The organism is Micromonospora coriariae, from assembly GCF_900091455.1.
In the GTDB taxonomy this organism is placed as follows: domain Bacteria; phylum Actinomycetota; class Actinomycetes; order Mycobacteriales; family Micromonosporaceae; genus Micromonospora; species Micromonospora coriariae.
On sequence record NZ_LT607412.1, the window covers coordinates 2,484,768 to 2,500,053 of the forward strand.

At 71.9% G+C, this 15,286-nt stretch carries 17 protein-coding genes and 3 tRNA genes; 13 read left to right on the forward strand and 7 right to left on the reverse strand.

Going from position 1 to position 15,286, the window contains the following annotated elements; all coding sequences use genetic code 11:
• Positions 1 to 46 precede the first annotated feature (46 nt).
• From GA0070607_RS11600 to GA0070607_RS11650, 10 genes are all read left to right on the forward strand, one after another.
• On the forward strand, positions 47 to 1,189 hold the full coding sequence (locus GA0070607_RS11600) for a polyprenyl synthetase family protein (RefSeq protein ID WP_089018215.1): 1,143 nt from the start codon (positions 47 to 49) through the stop codon (positions 1,187 to 1,189).
• A 28-nt stretch (positions 1,190 to 1,217) separates the two neighbouring features.
• Positions 1,218 to 2,699, forward strand: a complete 1,482-nt coding sequence (gene crtI, locus GA0070607_RS11605) for a phytoene desaturase family protein (RefSeq protein ID WP_089018216.1) — start codon at positions 1,218 to 1,220, stop codon at positions 2,697 to 2,699.
• On the forward strand, positions 2,696 to 3,316 hold the full coding sequence (gene idi, locus GA0070607_RS11610; protein WP_089018217.1) for an isopentenyl-diphosphate Delta-isomerase: 621 nt from the start codon (positions 2,696 to 2,698) through the stop codon (positions 3,314 to 3,316). Before crtI ends, idi begins: the two co-directional genes overlap by 4 nt.
• A complete protein-coding gene (locus GA0070607_RS11615) occupies positions 3,306 to 4,250 on the forward strand; it encodes a MerR family transcriptional regulator (protein ID WP_089021799.1) in 945 nt (314 codons plus the stop codon). The genes idi and GA0070607_RS11615 overlap by 11 nt, the downstream gene beginning before the upstream one ends.
• A gap of 76 nt (positions 4,251 to 4,326) precedes the next feature.
• Positions 4,327 to 4,983 (forward strand): polysaccharide deacetylase family protein, encoded by a 657-nt coding sequence (locus GA0070607_RS11620; RefSeq protein WP_089018218.1) that lies wholly within the window; start codon positions 4,327 to 4,329, stop codon positions 4,981 to 4,983.
• Positions 4,984 to 5,137: 154 nt separating this feature from the next.
• A tRNA-Glu gene (locus GA0070607_RS11625) sits at positions 5,138 to 5,210 on the forward strand.
• A 31-nt stretch (positions 5,211 to 5,241) separates the two neighbouring features.
• Positions 5,242 to 5,315, forward strand: a tRNA-Asp gene (locus GA0070607_RS11630).
• Between the two features lie 99 nt (positions 5,316 to 5,414).
• Positions 5,415 to 5,488: transfer RNA gene (locus GA0070607_RS11635), tRNA-Phe, on the forward strand.
• 749 nt (positions 5,489 to 6,237) lie between these two features.
• A complete protein-coding gene (locus GA0070607_RS11645; RefSeq protein ID WP_089018220.1) occupies positions 6,238 to 7,122 on the forward strand; it encodes a hypothetical protein in 885 nt (294 codons plus the stop codon).
• A 262-nt stretch (positions 7,123 to 7,384) separates the two neighbouring features.
• Complete coding sequence (locus tag GA0070607_RS11650) at positions 7,385 to 7,807, forward strand: tyrosine-type recombinase/integrase (protein ID WP_231930968.1); 423 nt, start codon at positions 7,385 to 7,387, stop codon at positions 7,805 to 7,807.
• Here the strand turns inward: GA0070607_RS11650 and GA0070607_RS11655 are convergent.
• The 3 genes from GA0070607_RS11655 to GA0070607_RS11665 form a co-directional block, all read right to left on the reverse strand.
• On the reverse strand, positions 7,804 to 8,130 hold the full coding sequence (locus GA0070607_RS11655; protein ID WP_089018221.1) for a hypothetical protein: 327 nt from the start codon (positions 8,128 to 8,130) through the stop codon (positions 7,804 to 7,806). The two genes, GA0070607_RS11650 and GA0070607_RS11655, sit on opposite strands and share 4 nt — an antisense overlap.
• Positions 8,131 to 8,365: 235 nt before the next feature.
• Positions 8,366 to 8,746: a VOC family protein gene (locus GA0070607_RS11660; protein WP_231931144.1), complete on the reverse strand. Its 381-nt coding sequence runs from the start codon at positions 8,744 to 8,746 to the stop codon at positions 8,366 to 8,368.
• Positions 8,747 to 8,800: 54 nt separating this feature from the next.
• On the reverse strand, positions 8,801 to 9,664 hold the full coding sequence (locus tag GA0070607_RS11665; protein ID WP_089018223.1) for a hypothetical protein: 864 nt from the start codon (positions 9,662 to 9,664) through the stop codon (positions 8,801 to 8,803).
• A gap of 166 nt (positions 9,665 to 9,830) precedes the next feature.
• Between GA0070607_RS11665 and GA0070607_RS11670 the strand changes: the two genes are divergently transcribed.
• Entirely contained in the window at positions 9,831 to 10,358 is a 528-nt protein-coding gene (locus GA0070607_RS11670; protein WP_089018224.1) for an SRPBCC family protein, read from the forward strand.
• A 23-nt stretch (positions 10,359 to 10,381) separates the two neighbouring features.
• On the opposite strand, the gene GA0070607_RS11675 is transcribed toward GA0070607_RS11670, so the two are convergent.
• A complete protein-coding gene (locus tag GA0070607_RS11675; protein WP_089018225.1) occupies positions 10,382 to 11,086 on the reverse strand; it encodes a DUF2786 domain-containing protein in 705 nt (234 codons plus the stop codon).
• A 126-nt stretch (positions 11,087 to 11,212) separates the two neighbouring features.
• Between GA0070607_RS11675 and GA0070607_RS11680 the strand changes: the two genes are divergently transcribed.
• On the forward strand, positions 11,213 to 11,635 hold the full coding sequence (locus tag GA0070607_RS11680) for a hypothetical protein (RefSeq protein WP_089018226.1): 423 nt from the start codon (positions 11,213 to 11,215) through the stop codon (positions 11,633 to 11,635).
• A gap of 55 nt (positions 11,636 to 11,690) precedes the next feature.
• Here GA0070607_RS11680 and GA0070607_RS11685 read toward each other — a convergent pair whose 3' ends face one another.
• A complete protein-coding gene (locus GA0070607_RS11685) occupies positions 11,691 to 12,080 on the reverse strand; it encodes a hypothetical protein (protein WP_089018227.1) in 390 nt (129 codons plus the stop codon).
• A gap of 155 nt (positions 12,081 to 12,235) precedes the next feature.
• Here GA0070607_RS11685 and GA0070607_RS11690 point away from each other — a divergent pair, with 155 nt between their 5' ends.
• Complete coding sequence (locus GA0070607_RS11690) at positions 12,236 to 13,579, forward strand: ABC transporter substrate-binding protein (protein WP_089018228.1); 1,344 nt, start codon at positions 12,236 to 12,238, stop codon at positions 13,577 to 13,579.
• A gap of 64 nt (positions 13,580 to 13,643) precedes the next feature.
• Here the strand turns inward: GA0070607_RS11690 and GA0070607_RS11695 are convergent, their stop codons facing one another.
• Complete coding sequence (locus GA0070607_RS11695; protein ID WP_408630880.1) at positions 13,644 to 14,390, reverse strand: enoyl-CoA hydratase/isomerase family protein; 747 nt, start codon at positions 14,388 to 14,390, stop codon at positions 13,644 to 13,646.
• The gene (locus GA0070607_RS11700; protein WP_089018230.1) at positions 14,387 to 15,244 is read right to left on the reverse strand and encodes a 3-hydroxyacyl-CoA dehydrogenase family protein; all 858 of its coding nucleotides are present in this window, start codon (positions 15,242 to 15,244) and stop codon (positions 14,387 to 14,389) included. Before GA0070607_RS11700 ends, GA0070607_RS11695 begins: the two co-directional genes overlap by 4 nt.
• Positions 15,245 to 15,286 lie beyond the last annotated feature (42 nt).

Genomic DNA, 15,286 nt, shown 5'->3' on the forward strand with positions numbered 1-15,286 from the left:
ACGCACCAATCGACGCAACTCGTAAGCCTAGGGTACGCTCGGCCGCATGGCCAACGAAGCAGTTGCCGGTAGCGCGATCCGCGTGGCGCCGGCACGGCCGGGCGATGGGGACAATCCGGTCCGCGCCGTGCTGGCCGCGTACACCCAGGACCTGATCACGGCGGTGGACGACACTCTGACCACCTTCCTCACCGCCGAGGTCGACTCGCTCGCCGAGATCGACGCGGCGATGGGCGAATTCGCGGCCTCCGCGCGAACAGCCGTGCTGGCCGGCGGCAAGCGGATCCGGCCCACCTTCGCGTACTGGGGCTGGCGCGGGGCCGTCGGTGGCGGCGAGCCACTGCCACCGGTGCTGCCCGCGTTGGCCGCCCTCGAGCTGCTGCACACCTTCGCGCTCGTGCACGACGACGTCATGGACTCCTCCACCACCCGCCGCGGCCGGCCCACCACCCATGTCGCCCTCGCCGCGAAACACGTCGCCGCCGGCCACCGGGGCGACCCCGGCCGGTTCGGCGAAGCGGTCGCGGTGCTCATCGGCGATCTCTGCATGGTCTGGGCCGATCGGCTGCTGGCGTGTGCCAGCGTGGCGCCGGCCCGACTGTTCGAGGTCCGCCGGTGCTACGACCAGATGCGGGTGGAGACGATCGCCGGGCAGTATCTGGACGTGCTCGGCGAGAACGACGTGGCCAACTGGTCGATCGATCGCGCGCTGCGGGTGGCCCGCTACAAGACGGCCAGCTACACGGTCCAGCGACCGCTGCTCTACGGCGCCTGCCTGGCCGGGGTGTCCGCCGATGACCCGCTGGCCGCCACGTACACCCGCTACGGCCTGGCCGTCGGCGAGGCGTTCCAGCTCCGCGACGATCTGCTCGGCGCCTACGGCGACCCGGCCGCCACCGGCAAGCCGTCCGGCGACGACCTGCGCACCGGCAAGCCGACCGCGTTGCTCATGCTGGCCCGGCAGTTGGCCACCCCGGCCCAGCTCAGGGAGTTGGACCGGGCCGGCGAGGGCCGGGTCGACCGGCTGGCCGAGCTGATCGCCGACACCGGGGCGGTGGCCCGGGTGGAGCGGATGATCGCCGAGCGGGTTGGTGACGCGCTGGCCGCGCTCGACGCCACCCCACTGGACCGGACGGCACGAACCGCGCTGACCGGGCTGGCCACCGCCGCCACCAACCGGCGGGCCTGATGAACGACTTCTCCAAGGAGGTGGCCGCGTGCGGACGGTGACGGGACGGACGGATCGGGTGGTGGTCGTCGGCGCCGGGTTGGGTGGGCTGGCCTGCGCGCTGCACCTGGCCGGCAGCGGCCGGCAGGTGACCGTGCTGGAACGGGAGCCGGTGCCGGGCGGGCGGGCCGGGCGGCTCACCGCGGACGGCTACGAGTTCGACACCGGCCCGACCGTGCTCACCATGCCCGAGCTGATCGCCGAAGCGCTCGGCGCGGTCGGGGAGGAGCTGCGCGACTGGCTAGACCTGACGCCACTCGACCCGGCCTACCGGGCGTACTACCCGGACGGCTCGACCCTCGACGTGCTGACCGACACCACCCGGATGGCGGCCGAGATCTCCCGGGTCTGCGGGCCCCGCGAGGCCGACGGCTACCTGCGCTTCGTCGACTACGCGCGGGAGCTGTGGCGGCTGGAGCGGGCCGACTTCATCGAGCGCAACCTGGACGCGCCGACCGACCTGATCACCGGCAACCTGCTCAAGCTGCTCGCCGGCGGCGCATTCCGCCGACTCCAGACGAAGATCAACCAGTTCTTCCGCGACCCGCGCACCCAGCGGATCTTCTCCTTCCAGGCGATGTACGCCGGGCTCGCCCCACACGACGCGCTGGCCATCTACGCGGTCATCGCGTACCTCGACTCGGTGGCCGGGGTCTACTTCCCGCGCGGCGGCATCCACGCCGTCTCCCGGGCGATGGCCGGCGCCGCCGAGAAACACGGCGTGCAGATCCGGTACGACACCACGGTGACCCGGGTGGAGACCGCGAACGGCCGGGCCACCGGCGTACTCACCGCCGACGGCGAGCTGGTGCCGGCGGACGTGGTGGTGCTCAACCCCGACCTGCCGGTCGCGTACCGGGACCTGCTCCCCGCAGCCCGCCAGCGCCGGCTCACCTACTCGCCGTCCTGCGTCGTCCTGCACGTCGGGTCACGGCAGGGATATGCGAAGATCGCCCACCACAACATCCACTTCGGGCGCGCGTGGAAGGGCACCTTCGATGAGGTCATCCGCCGGGGCGAGCTGATGACCGACCCGTCGCTGCTGGTCACCAACCCGAGCCGGACCGATCCGTCGGTGGCTCCACCGGACCGGCACACCTACTACGTGCTCGCCCCGGTGCCCAACCTCGACCGGGCCCCGTTCGAATGGCGTGGCGACCTGACCCGGCGCTACGGCGACCAGCTGATCGGCACCCTGGAGGAGCGCGGCTACGTCGGCTTCGGCGCCGGGGTGGAGGTGCTGCGGGCGATCACGCCAGCCGAATGGGCGGAGCAGGGCATGGCCGCCGGGACCCCGTTCGCCGCCGCGCACACCCTCTTCCAGACCGGTCCGTTCCGCCCGTCGAACCTGCACCGCGACCTGTCGAACGTGGTCTTCGTCGGTTCCGGCACCCAGCCCGGGGTCGGCGTGCCGATGGTGCTGATCTCCGGCAAGCTGGCCGCCGGCCGGATCACCGGGGAGGGCCGGTGAGCAACCGCGAGGAGCACCTCGTCGAGCTGGTGGACGACGCCGGCCGCGCCCGCGGCGAGATCACCGTCGCCGCCGCCCACCAGCCGCCAGGGCATCTGCACCGGGCCTTCTCGGTGCTGCTGGTGGACCCGGACGGTCAGGTGCTGCTCCAGCGGCGGGCAGCGGTCAAGACGCGGTTCCCGCTGCGCTGGGCCAACTCCTGCTGCGGCCACCCCCAACCTGGCGAACCGCTCGCCGAGGCGGCCAACCGGCGGCTGCGCGAGGAGCTGGGCACCGGCCCGGTCGAGCTGACCGAGGTGGGTGTCTACGTGTACTACGCCGAGGACCCGGCCACCGGGCGGGTCGAGTTCGAGTACGACCACGTCCTGCGCGGCGAGTTCCGCCCCGCCGCACCGCTGCTACCCGACCCGGACGAGGTGGCCGAGCTGCGCTGGGCCGACCCCGCCGCCCTGGAGGCCGAGCTCGACCGGGACCCCCGGTCGTACGCACCCTGGCTGGGTGGGGTGGTGAACCGGCTGCTGCGCCCCTCGGAGTCGACGTCCGGCGCACCCGACCCGGCCGTGACCCCCTCCGGATCGTCGGCGGATGACGCGGCGGAGCGGTCAGGTGGCCGATGACGCGCTGAGCGCGGGCGCGGTCGCACGCCGGCTGGGGGTCGCGGTCACCACGCTGCGCACCTGGCACCAGCGCTACGGGCTCGGTCCCAGCGAGCACATCCCGGGCCACCACCGCCGGTACACGCCGGCCGACCTGGCCCGGCTCGAAATCATGCGACGGCTCACCGCCGAGGGGGTCAGCCCCGCCGAGGCGGCCCGTTGGGCCCGCCAGACGCCCGATCCCACGCCCGCCGACGCCGTCACCCGGAGCCGGATCCGCCCGCCGGCTCGCGACGGCGGCGGAACCATCCCGGTAGGCCGTGCCGGCCCGGCCGCCAGAGGGCTGGCCCGGGCCGCCATGCGGCTGGACGCGGCGGCGATCAGCGAGACGATCGCGCAGGCCCTGGCCGCCGGCGGAGTGGTCGAAACCTGGGATCACCTGCTGCGCCCGGTCCTCGTCGGCATCGGTGACCGGCACGCCGCCACCGGCGGCCTGATCGAGGTGGAACACCTCGTCTCCCGCTGCGTGTCGGAGGCGTTCGCGGCGAGCAGCCGGGCCGCCGCGGCCGGCGGACCGGCCCGGATCCTGCTCTCCTGCGCCGATGAGGAGCAGCACAGCCTGCCGCTGGAGGCGTTGGGCGCCGCGCTCGCCGAGGCCGGGCTCACCTACCGGATGCTCGGCGCCCGGGTGCCGGTGGCCGCCCTCGTCGAGGCGGTGACCCGGACCGGGCCGGCCGCTGTGGTGCTCTGGTCGCACACCCGGGCCACCGCGGACCCGGCTCAGCTCAGCGCGCTGCTCGCCGCACCCCGCCGCCCGCTGCTGGTCCTCGCCGCCGGCCCCGGCTGGCTGGCCGAGACTCTGCCCTCCGGGGTGGTGCGGCCGGGCGACCTGACCGAGGCGGTCTCGCTCGCCGTCGCGGTCCGTGACTCGCTGGACCAGGCGACGGGAGCCTGACCGGGGCTGTCGGCCCTCAGCGGCGTCCACTAGCGTCGGGGCGTCCGCCTACCCCGACCCCTCCGGGAGCGAACAGATGCAAGCCCGCGCCGTCCTGGCGTCCGCCCTCGCCATGGTGCTGACCCTGGCCGGCTGCGCCCAGCCGGACGGCACCCTCGCACCCATCGGCGCGCCGCAGCCGGTGGAGTCGACCGTGCCGCCCACTCCGTCGCCGCGCCCCACCCGCGCCAAGCCGCCGAAGCCCACCCTGCGGCCGCTGCCGGCCAAGCTCCCGGCCGGCCTGCGGCGCAGCACCGGCGTACGCCCGGTGGCCCTGACCTTCGACGACGGGCCCAGCCCGGCCTGGACGCCCAAGGTGCTCAACCAACTGCGGGCGGCCCGGGTGACCGCCACCTTCTGCGTGGTCGGCCGTGAGGTGCAGCGCCACCCGGAGCTGGTCCGGCGCATCGTCCGGGAGGGGCACCAGCTCTGCAACCACAGCTGGCGGCACGACCTTGAGCTGGCTCGCCGGCCGGTTGCCGAGATCCGGGCCGACCTGTCCCGGACGAACAAGGCCATCCAGGCGGCTGTCCCGGGCGCGAAGGTTCGCACCAAGCGGGTCCACTCCGCCGCCCGCCCCGGCGCGGTAGTGCTGCTGCACGACGGCGGCGGCAACCGGGGCGAGACGCTCGCCGCCTGCCCGAACGTGATCGCCGACCTCAAGCGCCGCTTCGGCGTCACCCGACTGCGCTAGACCGGTCCTGACCTGCGGTTACGCGTCGAACTGCGGCTCCGGCCATACCGGTTTTGTCGACCGACCACGCATCACGTATGCTTTCCAAGCCTCCGGCGGGGCCGGATGGGAGCAAGTCCGCTTGAAGTTGCGAATGTGCAATGATGGCGGGGCCGCCCTCATCGTCTAGCGGCCCAGGACGCCGCCCTTTCAAGGCGGTAGCACGGGTTCGAATCCCGTTGGGGGCACGACCGGCGCAAGCCGTAGCAACACAAGCTAGGTCCTGTGGAGCAGTTGGAGTGCTCGCCGCCCTGTCAAGGCGGAGGTCGCGGGTTCAAGTCCCGTCAGGACCGCAGCGCCGACGCCGCGCCCAGCGCGGCGTTCTGCGTATCGGAGCGTGTGACCCTGCCAGCGGCCCATCCGGTTGGCGGGTAGCATGAGCCGAGCGATACGGCCAGGTAGCTCAGTTGGTACGAGCGTCCGACTGAAAATCGGAAGGTCGGCGGTTCGACCCCGCCCCTGGCCACATAGCCTTTCGCCGGGCTACATGAGCGCCGATCAGCGGAAACGCCGGTCGGCGCTCTGCTTTTCGCCCCGGAAGCCCCTCTGTCCGGTCTGACCCTCGTTGACCCCGGAATCCCTCTGCTGGCCACCCCTTGTCGCACGTAGATCGCACGGCCACTCGGCATCCCGGCCTGGGCCGGGAGAGCGTCACCCACCGACCCTGCCTTGCAAAGATCAAGAGTGCTGTCGGCCGGCGTCAGCCACTGCGGCTGATCTGCTCGATCTATCTGCTGCCGCAGCTCCTCATTTGCTTCTGTAGGTTCGCTTGGCTGTACGGACGGCTGTACCGCTCACCCACGGGGGTAGCGGCCACGCTCAGCGCTGCCTAGTGTGCAGCCCATGATCTTGGAATCTTCGCTCGCAGCCGCGTCGTCGGGCTCCGCTCTCGGGGACCTGCTCTCCTCCGTGGCCGTGTGGATCATCGGTTTTCTCGTCCTGTACGGAGTGATTCGGATGGCCGTTCGTCATGGGATCCAAGACGCGGACCGCCGTCGCACCCACGGCCACCTCAGGGACAAGGTCTAATCCGACTCGCAGCTTGGGAATCGCACAAGATCGGCCGCGAGGGCGGGCTGACGCCTGCTCGACGCGGTCCGGCGCGGCCTGGTTTGGCCCCCGATGACACCGCCTTGTGGCCCGTGGATGGCCCGGCCACGAAAAGCGGGCGCGCCGCCCGACCTCTCGTAACCCTCTGTGTCGGAGGAGCGCTTTATGCTGATGGCCATGAGTGGACCGCACGGGAGCGATGCTGAGGTTGTGACTGATGGCTCCGCCGCCAGCTCAGCGGCCCCCGATCCCGGCTGCGGCCGAACCAATGTCCTGGCCGGAAGCGCCACGGCGTCGATCACCACCATGGCCGACAGCCTCAGGCTCATCGGCACCGCGGCGGACTGGACCGCCGGAAGCGCCACGGCCTCGATCACCACCATGGCCGACAGCCTCAGGCTCATCGGCACCGCGGCGGACTGGACCGCCGGAAGCGCCACGGCCTCGATCACCACCATGGCCGACAGCCTCAGGCTCATCGGCACCGCGGCGGACTGGACCGCCGGAAGCGCCACGGCCTCGATCACCACCATGGCCGACAGCCTCAGGCTCATCGGCACCGCGGCGGACTGGACCGCCGGAAGCGCCACGGCCTCGATCACCACCATGGCCGACAGCCTCAGGCTCATCGGCACCGCGGCGGACTGGACCGCCGGAAGCGCCACGGCCTCGATCACCACCATGGCCGACAGCCTCCGACCGGTCACCTCTGTCAGCGGCTTCCTCACCGGCGCCCGGTCTCATCTCCAAACCGCAGGCAACGGCCAAATCGCCGAGGTCTCGGGTTGGGACCTGACTGTGAGGGAGTTGGGCCAGCGGGGGCTTGCTCAAATTTGGGCGCAGGCGGCACTCAGTCTGGCAATGATGTTGACCCAACCGCGCGCGAAGGCCGTCGGCATTCCAACGGCTCTCTACCTCGTCACAGCCTGGTACCTCAGCTTCAAGAGCCAGCATCCTGCCGTGGCGGAGGAGCTGAAGGATCCGTTCTGGGTGATGGTGTCCCTTGTGCTTGGAGGCTGGCTTGCAGTCCCGCGGCTACCCCGCAGCTGACGCACGCCACTCGCGGTCGGGCAGCGAAAGCGGTAGGCGCTGGAGCCTGGGCGGATCTCCTCGTCGGGCAGTCGCCAGACCGTCCAGGCTCCCCGGACGGGGACAAGGTGGAGCGCCCTACTGGACGAACGACCTTGGCCCCGTCCGGGGAGCCTGGTAGCCCTTGTGGTGCCCGGCGAGGTGATCTGCGGCGGCATCTCTGAGGAGGGCCGGGGTTCGGGGCGGAGCCCCGAGGTCTTCGTGGTCCAGGTCGTCCTCAAGTGTGGCCGGCCGGCCCGGCCGATGCCGGCCGCAGGTCGCCAGCAGGCCGGGGCCGGGCCGGCGCGGCCCGCTTGCGGGCCGCCTTGACACGTACGCGGGCAAAGATCGGCTGTTTGTCAGCCGCGATGGAACGCCGCTGCGGGGCAACACCTTGTATCAGGCGTTCGTCCGGGCACGGAAGAAGGTCGGCCTTGATGATCTGACTTTCCACGACCTGCGGCACACCGGCCAGACCCTCGCCGCACAGACCGGCGCGACCCTGGCCGACCTGATGAAGCGACTCGGGCACTCGTCCATGGCGGCGGCCCGGCGGTACCTGCACGCCGTCGACGGCCGTGACCGCGAGATCGCTAAAGCCCTCTCGGAACTCGCGGCGCACGGTGATGTCGCACGGCTACCCCGGCACATCACCATGCGCAGCTAGCGACGGAGCAGCGAAAACGCGCCCGCCGCCGTCAGCAGCAACAGCAGTGACACCGCGAACAGAGTGCGTCCAAGAGGAAGAGGCATGGAGATGAAGAACGGTGCCTGGACGATCAACAGACTCACGCCGATCGTGGCCTGGGCGATGCCCACCTGCACGGGCTCGGACCGCTCGTCCAACTTCACGCGTGCAAGCCGAACCCAGGCTGCGGGAAACCGTCGTGACACGGCCACGCGCACCCCGAGTACAACCGCTCCCAGGCTGAGGACCACGACCCCCACCCGCAAGGCGATCGTGACTGGGTCCTCGTCATACAGGCTCATGTGGCCATCATCAGAGGGGCGTCAAGCTCGCAATCGCATGACAGATCGCACGGAGGCCTCCGCGGGCTTCCTGACCTGCGGAAATGTACGTGCCTGAAAATCGGAAGGTCGGCGGTTCGACCCCGCCCCTGGCCACATAGCCTTTCGCCGGGCTACAGAGATCCCCACCAGCGGAAACGTAGGTGGGGATCTTGCTGTATCCGGTCCGGCTGCGCCAATCGCCGATGCCTGCGGATCAGAGCGGCTGGACGATCTGGATCGGGTTGCCATCGGGGTCGGCGGTCCATGCGATCAACAGGCGACCGAGCCATTCGTGGGGTGCCGCCAGGGCCGGAGCCCCACTCGCGGTCACCTCCGCGTACGCGGCAGCCGTGTCATCGGTCCACAGGATCACGGCGGCCCGCTGCCCCTCGGGCACCGGGTCGAGGCCGTGATCATCGCGGCTGGAAGCGACCGAGGCGATCCCGATCTTGTAACCGTCGAGCGCGAGATCGACGTGGATCGGCTCACCCTCGGTCGGCACTCGGAACGTCTCGGTGAACCCGAGACGCGAGTAGAACCTGACGGCGCGCGGAACGTCGGCACTGAAGAGGATGACCTGCGGAGTACGGAACATCGACACGGCTGGAAGCTATCAGCGCAGTGGTGGCCAGTCACCTGGCTGGTGCCGTCAGCCGTCCCGGTGTCCCTGCTGACGGTGCTGTGCCATACCGCCCTGGATCGCCTCCCACACGCTGCGCCCGGCCTGCCGCAGTGTCTCCCCCGCCTGCTCGGCGAGTTGCGCCGCGTTCTGCGCCGCAGCCTGCGCCCCACCCGGCGCACCGCCGCCGTCCCGACCGCCCTCACCATTCCCGGACGGGCCGCGATCGGGGGCCGCCGACCCACCCGCCCGGTCAGGGGCCTGCCGCTCGGTCCCCTGACCCTCCGGCCGCTGCCGCTCGGGCCGCTGCTGCTCGGGCCCCTGCCGCTCTGGTGGGCGGCCTTCCGGTCGGCGTCCCGCCGGACCGGCGGGTTCCGCCCGGTCCGGCTCGCCCTGCCCCGGTCGGCTGGGACCCGGTCGGGGCCGGTCGGCGGCCGCGCCGCCCTGCCGGCCCTGTTGGTCGAGTACGTCGCGGGAGCGCAGCGCCGACCCGGTGACCTCGGCGGCCCCCGCGGCCAACTGCTGCGCGCCGCGGTTGACGTCGTCGATCGCGGTGCCGGCCGTCCGCGAGATGGCCTCGATGATCTGCGGGTTGTTGTCGATCGTGTCGAGCGCCCGGCCGAGAATGGCCACCAACTGCTCCAGCCGCACCCGCAGCTGCGCCTCGGCGTGCACCCCGTTGATGTCCAGCTCGACGCCCTGCAGGTGCACCCGTACGCCGGCGTCGAGCTGGAGCAGGTTGGCCAGCCGGGCCCGCAGGGACAGATCGGCGTCCAGCCCGTCCACGGCCAGCCGGATCGAGTCGACCGAGACTTTCGGAATGTCGAGCAGGACATCCGGATCCCCACCGCCGTCGGCCCGGTCCGGCTCCCGCTGCTGCGCGCTCTCGCTCATGCTCTCCCGCTCCACCGCACTCCCGCCCGGCTGGTCCGGGCCGTCCGGCGCGGTTACCCGCTTTCCGGCGGGGCATCCCGTCCGTGACGGCCCGACGACCCACTGTCCGGAACCGGGCACCTCGCGAAGCTGCACACCCGCGCATCAGCCGGTATGGTCCGGGCCTATGGGACAGGGGATGACTGATCCGCCCGACATCCGGCAGGACCTGGAACGGTTCTCCTTACGGTGCACACTCCTCGTCCCGGGTCCCGCCGAGCACGCGTTCGCGGTTTTCACCGCCGACCTGACCGACTGGTGGGTCACCGAATACACCTGGTCCGGCCCCGAGGCCCTGGCCGAGCTGGGCATGGAACCGCGGGCCGGCGGAATGCTCTACGAGATCGGCCCGTACGGCTTTCGCGCCGACTGGGGCCGGGTGCTCACCTGGGATCCGCCGCGTCGGCTGGTCTTCGTCTGGCAGATCGGTCCGGACCGGGTGCCGGTACCGGACCCGGCCCGGGCCAGCGAGGTGGAGGTGCTGTTCCTCCCCGACGGCCCCGAGCGCACCCGGGTCGAGCTGGAGCACCGGCACTTCGACCGGCACGGTGAAGCGGCCGAGGGGTACCGCAAGGCGCTCACCGCCGGCTGGCACGAGCTGCTCACCCGCTACCTCGCCGCGGTGTCGCGCCGCGACCCCACCACCGCTGCCTGACCGACGGGCCCCATTCCGGTAGGTCAGCGGCCGAGTTGTCGTTCGGTGGCCGTGCCGCCGAGGTCCCGGCCACCCAGGTCCGCGCGGCGTCCGGCCTGCGCCCCGGACCCGAAGCCGGTGCCGGCCAGCCGGCGCGGCGGTGCGGTGCGCAGCCGCGGGTACTGCTCGGCGAGTCGCCGTTGCACCCGGTCGGAGCGGTCGGCCAGCACGAGTGCCACCGACGGCGTGCCCGAGTCACTGGCCGCCGCCGTTTCGGCCGCCCAGAGCCGCCCCCCGATCACCTGCGCGAACCCGGCGAGCCAGGACCGGCGGAAGGCGGCCGGATGCTCGCCGGCCGGCACCGCCGTGCCGGCCAGGCCGTGCGCCGCCTGCACGAGCAGCGACGTGAAGAGCAGGTCCACCCGTTCCAGGTCGCTGGCGAAGCCGAACAGGTGCAACGCGAACCCGTTGCCCTGCCGACGGCGTACGCAGCGGCAGCGCAGCGGTTCGGCGACCGCGGCGAGCAGGCCGACCTTGTCCCGGGCGTACGGAGCGACGATGTCCATTACGCGGTCGCCGACCGGGTCGGTGGCCGGGTCCCGGGCGGCGAGCAGTGCCCGGTCCACTCCGTAGCGGGCGATCAATTCGGTGGCCTTGGCCGTGAACGCCGCGGACTCGGCGGGCGTGCAGGCCGGGTCCTCGGCCTGGGCCAGCAGTTTGCGCACCTTGCTGAGCATGGCCTCGGACATGCCCCCAGAGCTATCACATCCACCGCCCGGCACGGGGCCGCGCCGGCATCGATCGATCCGTATCATCGTCACGATCGACTCCAGCGTCCGATACGGACGGTCAGATCAACTGTTCCGGAGGCAAGCATGTCATCCCCGAGCGCCCGCCTGTTCGCCACCGCCACGGCCGCCGCGCTGTTCTCGATCGGCGCACCCGCCGGGGCCGCGCAGGCCGCCCCCGAGGTGAACCTCTCCGCCCCGCTCGCCACCTGTTACGGCGGGGCCGTCCGCTCCTACTTCCAGACCGGCGGCTACGGCGGCCAGGCCGGCACGTACCGCACCACGAGCCGCTGCGGGGACATCAACGTACGCAACGCCAGCGCGTACGGCACCGAGGCGTGCGTGATATTCGTCGACAAGACGGGCGCCTGCAACTACTGGACCTACCTACCGGCCAGCTCAGGCTGGGTCGTGGTGGCGACGAACGTCCGCGACGGGGTCAACTTCCGGGTCCGCTTCGACAACCTGCGCTACGAGTACGAGCCGCTGGTCGCCTACCACGCGTTCTGAGCGATCCACCCGTCGCGACGTCCGACCCCGACGGCCGTCGCGACGGGCGACGCCGTCAGGCGCCCCTGCTGCGCAGGGTGGCGATCGTCGACCCGGCGAGGGTGAGCAGGCAGTCGGGGAGCAGCCCGTCGGCCTCCGCCGCGCCGAACAGCGCCTCCCCGGTCGGCACGTCCCGGTTCGCGTACGCGCTGACGAAGCGCGCCACCCAGCGGGTGTCGTAATCCGCCTGATCGATTCCGGGGAAGTCCAGGGCGCAGCCGCTGCCGGGCGGCGCGTCACCGAGCATCGTCGCGGCCAGGCACCAGGCGACCCCGTAGGCGCCACTCAGGCCGGCGCGTTCGACGACCGCGTCGAATGTCCCCACCACCGCGTCGCCATCCCCGGCGAGCGCCGAACGGAGCACGGCGGCCGCGTCATCGAACGTCTGCTGTGGTAGGTCGGTCACTCAGCGCACAGTAGGAGGGCCGGTCAAGGCACCTGTCGATCGTCACTCTCCGTGTTCAAGGCGGGCGACCTGCGCATTACGCCACCTCCACGGTCCCGCCGCTGGGCCCGGCACGCTAATGTGCGCAGCGGACCTTCGCCGGAGGAAGGACGACCATGCTCGTATCACGCCGCTCGCGGGTGGCCTCACTGGCCGCCTGCGCGACGATCCTGCTTGCCACAAGCGCCTGCGGGAATGACAAGGCCGAGGAGAAAAGCGCCCAACAGGTGCGCCTCTATGGCACGGACGGCAACATGCTCAACTCCTACCCTGCGGAGTTGAAGGAACGTGCCAATCTCGTCGATGGAATGAAGGGAACGACGCCGCTCACCCCGCTACCGGAGGACTTCAAGAGCCGGCTACGGTCCGTCGATCCGGCGCTGACGGACTACCTCTACTCCGCCGAGACGTACGACGCGGTCGTGATCGGGGTGCTCGCCGCCCAACTGGCCGGGAGCACCGACCCGGCGGCCATCGCGAAGCAGATCATCGGCGTGACCAACAACGGTCAACGCTGCGAGGACCCGGCGAGTTGCCTGGCGCTGGCCCGCGCCGGGCAGGACATCGAGTACCGCAGCGTGTCGCTGACCCGGGCGGGCTTCACCGACAAGGGCGAGCCGGCCACCGCGAGCTACGCGACGCTGACCTTCGACGGGCAGCAGATCAACGACGGCAAGACCGAGTTCGTCGGGGCGGGCACCGAGTCGGCGGCGAGCACCAAGGCCCCGCCGAAGCCGCGGAAGCAGCCTGCGGGCGGCAAAGACGACCAGGAGCCGCTGGTTCTGGGCGGCCTGCTGCCGAAGACCGGCGACCTGGCGATCTCCTATGCGCCGATGGCGGCCGGCGCGGCGCTGGCGATTCAGGAGGTCAACGCCGCTGGCGGCGCGCTGGGCAAGCCGGTGACCTGGCTGGACGGCGACGACGGCACCAACCCGGAGGTGGCCAAGGCGACCGTGGCCAAGCACGTGGCGGACGGCGTCAGCCTGATCATCGGCGCCGGTGCATCCGGTATCTCCCGGGAGGTGCTGCCGGACGTGGTGAAGGCCGGAAAGATTCTCTTTTCGCCGTGCAACACCGACGCCAGCCTGACCGACGTGGAGGACAAGGGTCTCTACTTCCGGACCGCCCCGCCGGACAGCCTCCAGGGCCGGGCGCTCGCCGACGTGATCCTCCGCGACGGGTCGCAGAAGATCTCCATCGTCGCCCGTAAGGACTCGTACGGCGAGGGCCTCCAGGCCACCGTCCGCGACGAGTTGCAGAAGGCCGGCATCGCCGAGGACCGCATCAAGCTGCTCACCTACGACCCGCCGGCCGACGCCAAGGCTGCCCCGGTCGACTTCGCCGGTGGCGCGAAGGAGATCAAGGACTTCGGCGCGGACGCCGTGCTGGTCATCGGCTTCGGCGAATCCGCCCAGGTGATCCGGGCGCTCGCCGACAGCGGAGTGCAGATCGTGCACTGAGCACCGACAGCGGACTCGACGGCCGCACCGGCATCCCGCCGGTGCGGCCGTCTCCGTCCCGGGGTCACCGGGGCCGGCGGCGCTCCAGGAACTCGGTCATCCGGCGGTGCTTCTCCTCGTCCTCGAAGAGCACCGCCTGGCTGACCAGGTCGAGCTGCGGGTGCGCGGCGGCCGGCGCGTCCACCGCCAGCTTGGTCAGCCGCAGTGCCAGCGACGAGCCCTGGGCCATCTCGTCCAGCAGCCCGTGCGCCACCGCCAGCAGGTCGCCGGGCTCGTCCACCACCCGGTTCACCAGGCCGATCCGCAGCGCCTCGGTGGCATCCACCCGCCGGCCGGTGAAGAGCAGCTCCTTGGCCCGGGCCTCGCCGATGAGCGCGGGCAGCCGGTGGGTCGCGCCGGCGCCGGCCAGGATTCCCAACCGGACCTCCGGCTGGCCGAAGACCGCCCGCGCCGTGCACACCCGCAGATCGCAGGCGTACGCCAGTTCCGCGCCGCCACCCAGCGCCGGACCGTCCACGGCAGCCACGCTCGGCATCGGCAGCGCCCTGATCCGGGCGAAGGCGGCCGAGTTGATCGCGGCCAGGGCGTCGGTGCGGCCCCGCTCACGGAGCTGACCGATGTCGGCGCCACCGGCGAAGATGCCCGCCGTGCCCCCCGTGAGCAACAGCAGGCGGGGGCGCGCCTCCAACTCGGCACAGACCTGGTGCAGCTCGGCGATCAGGTCGGCGTCGATGGCGTTGCGCTTCTCCGGCCGGTCCAGGGTGACCACCAGCCGGTCCGGCCGCTCCTCGATCCGCAGTCCCCCGCTCACTGCTTGGCACCGCCGTCCCACCTGTAGAAACCGTGCCCGGACTTCTTGCCCAGCCGTCCGGCGGCCACCATCTCGAGAAGCAACGGCGGCGGCGCGAAGCGATCGCCGTACGCGGCCTGGAGGGTGCGGGCGATGTCCAGCCGCACGTCCAGGCCGACGAGGTCGGTCAACTCCAGCGGCCCGATCGGGTGCCGATAGCCCAGCACCATCGCCTTGTCGATGTCGGCCGGGCTGGCCACCCCGTCGGCGACCATCCGGATCGCCTCCAGGCCGAGGGTGACCCCGAGCCGCGAGGTGGCGAAACCCGGCAGGTCGCGTACCACGACGGGGTCCTTGCCCAGCCGGGCGGCGAGCGCGACGGCCGCGGTGGTGGTCTCCTCGGCGGTGGCCGGGCCGACCACGATCTCCAGCAGCGCCATCGCCCAGACCGGGTTGAAGAAGTGCAGACCGAGGAAGCGCTCGGGCCGGTCCAGACCGGTGGCCAGGTCACCGATGGCGATGCTGGAGGTGTTGCTGCCCAGCAGCGCCGGGTGCAGCGCGGCGGCGTCACGCAGCACCGCCCGCTTCAGGTCGAGCCGCTCCGGCACGGCCTCCACGATCACCTCCGGGGCGGGGGCGACCTCGGCGAGAGTCGGGCGCAGTGTCACCCGCTGACGGTTCGCCGCCGCCTGGTCGGCGCCCAGTTTCCCGCGCTGCACGGCCCGCTCCCACAGCTCGGCGAGCCGGTTCAGCGCGGTCGCGCCCCGGTCCGGGTCCACCTCGACCAGCTCGACGGCGTGCCCGGCCCCGGCCGCCACGTACGCGATGCCGAGCCCCATCGTGCCCGCACCGACGACCACGAAACGATCGCTCATCACGCCTCCCTGTCCCGCCCGGCGACGCGCGGGGTCCCCGCC

Excerpts from the sequence above, each read along its gene's own strand:
- GA0070607_RS11645 (WP_089018220.1), top strand. The coding sequence starts at position 6,238 with ATGCTGATGGCCATGAGTGGACCGCACGGGAGCGATGCTGAGGTTGTG.
- GA0070607_RS11690 (WP_089018228.1), top strand. The coding sequence starts at position 12,236 with ATGCTCGTATCACGCCGCTCGCGGGTGGCCTCACTGGCCGCCTGCGCG.
- GA0070607_RS11660 (WP_231931144.1), bottom strand. The coding sequence starts at position 8,746 with ATGTTCCGTACTCCGCAGGTCATCCTCTTCAGTGCCGACGTTCCGCGC.
- GA0070607_RS11680 (WP_089018226.1), top strand. The coding sequence starts at position 11,213 with ATGTCATCCCCGAGCGCCCGCCTGTTCGCCACCGCCACGGCCGCCGCG.
- GA0070607_RS11700 (WP_089018230.1), bottom strand. The coding sequence starts at position 15,244 with ATGAGCGATCGTTTCGTGGTCGTCGGTGCGGGCACGATGGGGCTCGGC.
- GA0070607_RS11675 (WP_089018225.1), bottom strand. The coding sequence starts at position 11,086 with ATGTCCGAGGCCATGCTCAGCAAGGTGCGCAAACTGCTGGCCCAGGCC.
- GA0070607_RS11620 (WP_089018218.1), top strand. The coding sequence starts at position 4,327 with ATGCAAGCCCGCGCCGTCCTGGCGTCCGCCCTCGCCATGGTGCTGACC.
- GA0070607_RS11665 (WP_089018223.1), bottom strand. The coding sequence starts at position 9,664 with ATGAGCGAGAGCGCGCAGCAGCGGGAGCCGGACCGGGCCGACGGCGGT.
- GA0070607_RS11655 (WP_089018221.1), bottom strand. The coding sequence starts at position 8,130 with ATGAGCCTGTATGACGAGGACCCAGTCACGATCGCCTTGCGGGTGGGG.
- GA0070607_RS11600 (WP_089018215.1), top strand. The coding sequence starts at position 47 with ATGGCCAACGAAGCAGTTGCCGGTAGCGCGATCCGCGTGGCGCCGGCA.
- GA0070607_RS11670 (WP_089018224.1), top strand. The coding sequence starts at position 9,831 with ATGGGACAGGGGATGACTGATCCGCCCGACATCCGGCAGGACCTGGAA.